Source organism: Cetobacterium sp. ZOR0034 (assembly GCF_000799075.1).
Taxonomy (GTDB): Bacteria; Fusobacteriota; Fusobacteriia; order Fusobacteriales; family Fusobacteriaceae; genus Cetobacterium_A.
On record NZ_JTLI01000080.1, the window covers coordinates 1 to 2,921 of the forward strand.

The following is a 2,921-nucleotide window of genomic DNA, read 5'->3' on the forward strand; positions in this document are numbered from 1 at the left end:
CTTAACGTTGTTAAATTTAAAAAAAAATCAAAAAATCCTTAAAAATCAGCTCTTAGCGTTGTTATTCCGCGTTTTCCTGACGGAACCCCTTCTCTAAAGATTGGGTATAAACAATTTTCATTACTAAAGCTCGGTATCTAAGAATTATAGTACCATTTATTCCAAAAAATAAAAAGAGGTTTAAGCCGACCAAAGCTAAAACCTCTTTATTGGTGTTCTCTTTATAATATTCCTAATTCAATTATAAACTTTTATAGTCCAAAAATCAATTCATTATTTTTAATATTTTACTCCAAACTTTTTTTCATCTTCAATTATTTGTTTCTGCCTTATTTGAAGACATTTTTCAAAAATTTTATGATAAAGTAATTCTTCTTCTTCGGTTTTTGAGTATTTTTCTATAAACTTCTCTACTTCATTCAAATCCATATTTGAAAAGTATTCAAATAAATTATCTTTTTCTAAATCTAAAACAGTTTTCATAAATCATTAAAATATTTTGGAAGTTCATCCATAATAGGCTTTAATACTCTGTCATTAAAATTTGATGTTGTATACTTACTTGGAACACCTAATATTTCTCTTAATACTTGGACCTCGTATTTCACGTTTTTTTTGCTCTCCCATTGTTTTAACAATTTAAACATATTTTTTGAATAAACGCTTTTTAAACTCACAAAATCTACTAAATCAAATTTTGTAAATGTTCCTATAAGTTTATTCAAAATATATTCAAAATCTTCACTAGCTTTTATTATAATTATTTGTTCATCTTTTTTTATAATATATCTACTAAATAAAACAAAACGTCTTATTTCTTTTTCATCCTCATATTTTAAATTTAATTCTAACATTTTTTTATATACTCGATCTAAATCAGAATAAAATCTTTCAATACTTCGGTTTGAATATTGAGATAATTTTCTAAGATCTGAAAAAGAAAAAACGATTTCATTAGTTCCTTTATCTTTCATTTTTTGACAAATTGAAAAAAATAAATCTAATTCTTTTTCTTTGAATCCAGCAAAACTAACTTTATTCATATCATTGTGATATTTGATAATTTCTTTCCCCATTTTCCCTCCAAAAATAAAATGTTACAAAATGTAGTAAGATTCTCTGAAAAGCCTTTATAAATAAGATATACCACATTATTTATCGCAAGTCAATTTTTTGTAGTAAGTTGTGTTACAAAATGTAGTAAGTAATGTTACAGGTTGTAGTAAGTAATGTTACAAAATGTAGTAAGTAATGTTACAGGTTGTAGTAAGTAATGTTACAGGTTGTAGTAAGCAGTGTTACAGATTGTAGTAAGTTATAGTATTCTAAGCCAATAAAATCAATATCTAGATGAGGTCTAAATCTTTTAAAGATTATTTAAAGAATAAAAGATTCTTTTAAAGAAAAGACTCTTGATTTTTTTTGAAAAAAAGATTATAATAAAATTGATAACAATTCTATTGTTATTCGTGTTTTGTACGTTAACAAAGAGGAGTTGGTAGCCTTTCCTTTCTCTTGGGGACAATAAAAAAACAAGAATTAAAGTTTGATTATTATTTATTAATAATTGACTACTACTACAAAATAAAATATAATTTTATTATGAAAAAAAGTCGTAGTATAAAATCTATGACTTTTTTTCATATCTATTAAATTTTTTAGAGAGGATCTTAATAATGCTAAGAAAAATTATATTGGAATATGAAAAACATCTAAAGGGAAAAAAATTTAAAATAACATTAGAAACTGGTGAAATAATTGAGTTCCAAATTGCTAAAAAAAGATTAAAGCATTTATTAGGATTCCAATATACAAGTTATTCAACATTCCCAGCAGAACTTATTTATTCAAAAATTAAAAATAGAAAATTAACTTTAGAAAAATTACAAAAAGATAAAAAATTCAAAATTGTAGAAACAAGAATAATTAATTTTACAAGAATAATAGATTTATTATCGTTAAACGAAACAGATTTTATTATTGAGTTTAACAAAACTTTAATTGAAAATTGTGAGTTAAAATCAAAATATATAATTTACAAAGACAATTCTAATCATATTTTACACTTGGGATTAGCTGAAGATAATACTTATTATCCTGAAACATGGTTTATAAGAGATGAACGAACAAATAATATTGATCTATATATAAAAAATCAAAAAAAAATAAAAGTTATAAAATTTGAAATTATAACAATAAATTAAAAAAGGATTAACTTTTACAATGAGTTAATCCTTTTTTATATAATTTAAACCGCTTTAAATAGCTAAATTTAAGATTTCAACAGATTTTATGTTAAAATATATGACTTAAAAACACAAAGGGCCTTAAAATCGTTTTTAAGAAGAATAAGATATTTAATTTTTTATCTAAAAACTTCTTTAAAATTATTAAAAAAAATTCAATCGGAAAAGTTATAAAATTAGTAATTGATATTTTTCTGATTTTTTTATATTATAGGTTATTAGCCTATAATATAAAAAATGGTATAAGAATATATATTTTCGGAGGTTTTTATGAGAATGCCTTTTACAAAACCAACTCCAGAAGGAAGAATTTTTTTCCAAGCATACAAAATAATTGAAGAGATCATAGAATCCAGTGAAATTATTGATTCTGTAAGTACTATTCACTTAAGGCAAACTTATAAAAGAAATTCTTATCTAGTTTCAGATGAAAATTTTTTTAATAGTTTATGTCAAAATCTTGTTGAGTTGGGAAAGCAGTATAAAGAAATAACTGGTAAAGATAAATTACCTAAAATTTTTATACCACCAATTTTGTATAAAAATGTAAAAAGTGTAACCACATACATAAAATCAATATCTTATACCGTTCTGCTCCCGAAAACGCGGAATAACAACGCTAAGAGCTGATTTTTAAGGATTTTTTGATTTTTTTTTAAATTTAACAACGTTAAG

General features: G+C 23.1%; 4 protein-coding genes. 2 read left to right on the forward strand and 2 right to left on the reverse strand.

What is annotated here, in order from left to right; translation table 11 throughout:
* Positions 1–279: 279 nt before the first annotated feature.
* Both L992_RS13230 and L992_RS11975 read right to left on the reverse strand, forming a co-directional pair.
* Positions 280–483, reverse strand: coding sequence for a hypothetical protein (locus tag L992_RS13230; protein WP_052193991.1), 204 nt, complete (start codon positions 481–483; stop codon positions 280–282).
* Positions 480–1,076, reverse strand: coding sequence for a replication initiation protein (locus L992_RS11975; protein ID WP_052193992.1), 597 nt, complete (start codon positions 1,074–1,076; stop codon positions 480–482). The genes L992_RS13230 and L992_RS11975 overlap by 4 nt, the downstream gene beginning before the upstream one ends.
* A 600-nt stretch (positions 1,077–1,676) precedes the next feature.
* Here L992_RS11975 and L992_RS11980 point away from each other — a divergent pair.
* Together L992_RS11980 and L992_RS11985 are read left to right on the forward strand one after the other, a co-directional pair.
* Positions 1,677–2,204, forward strand: a complete 528-nt coding sequence (locus L992_RS11980) for a PBECR4 domain-containing protein (protein WP_047384956.1) — start codon at positions 1,677–1,679, stop codon at positions 2,202–2,204.
* Positions 2,205–2,516: 312 nt separating this feature from the next.
* Positions 2,517–2,876: a hypothetical protein gene (locus L992_RS11985; RefSeq protein WP_047396518.1), complete on the forward strand. Its 360-nt coding sequence runs from the start codon at positions 2,517–2,519 to the stop codon at positions 2,874–2,876.
* The last annotated feature ends 45 nt before the right edge of the window (positions 2,877–2,921 follow it).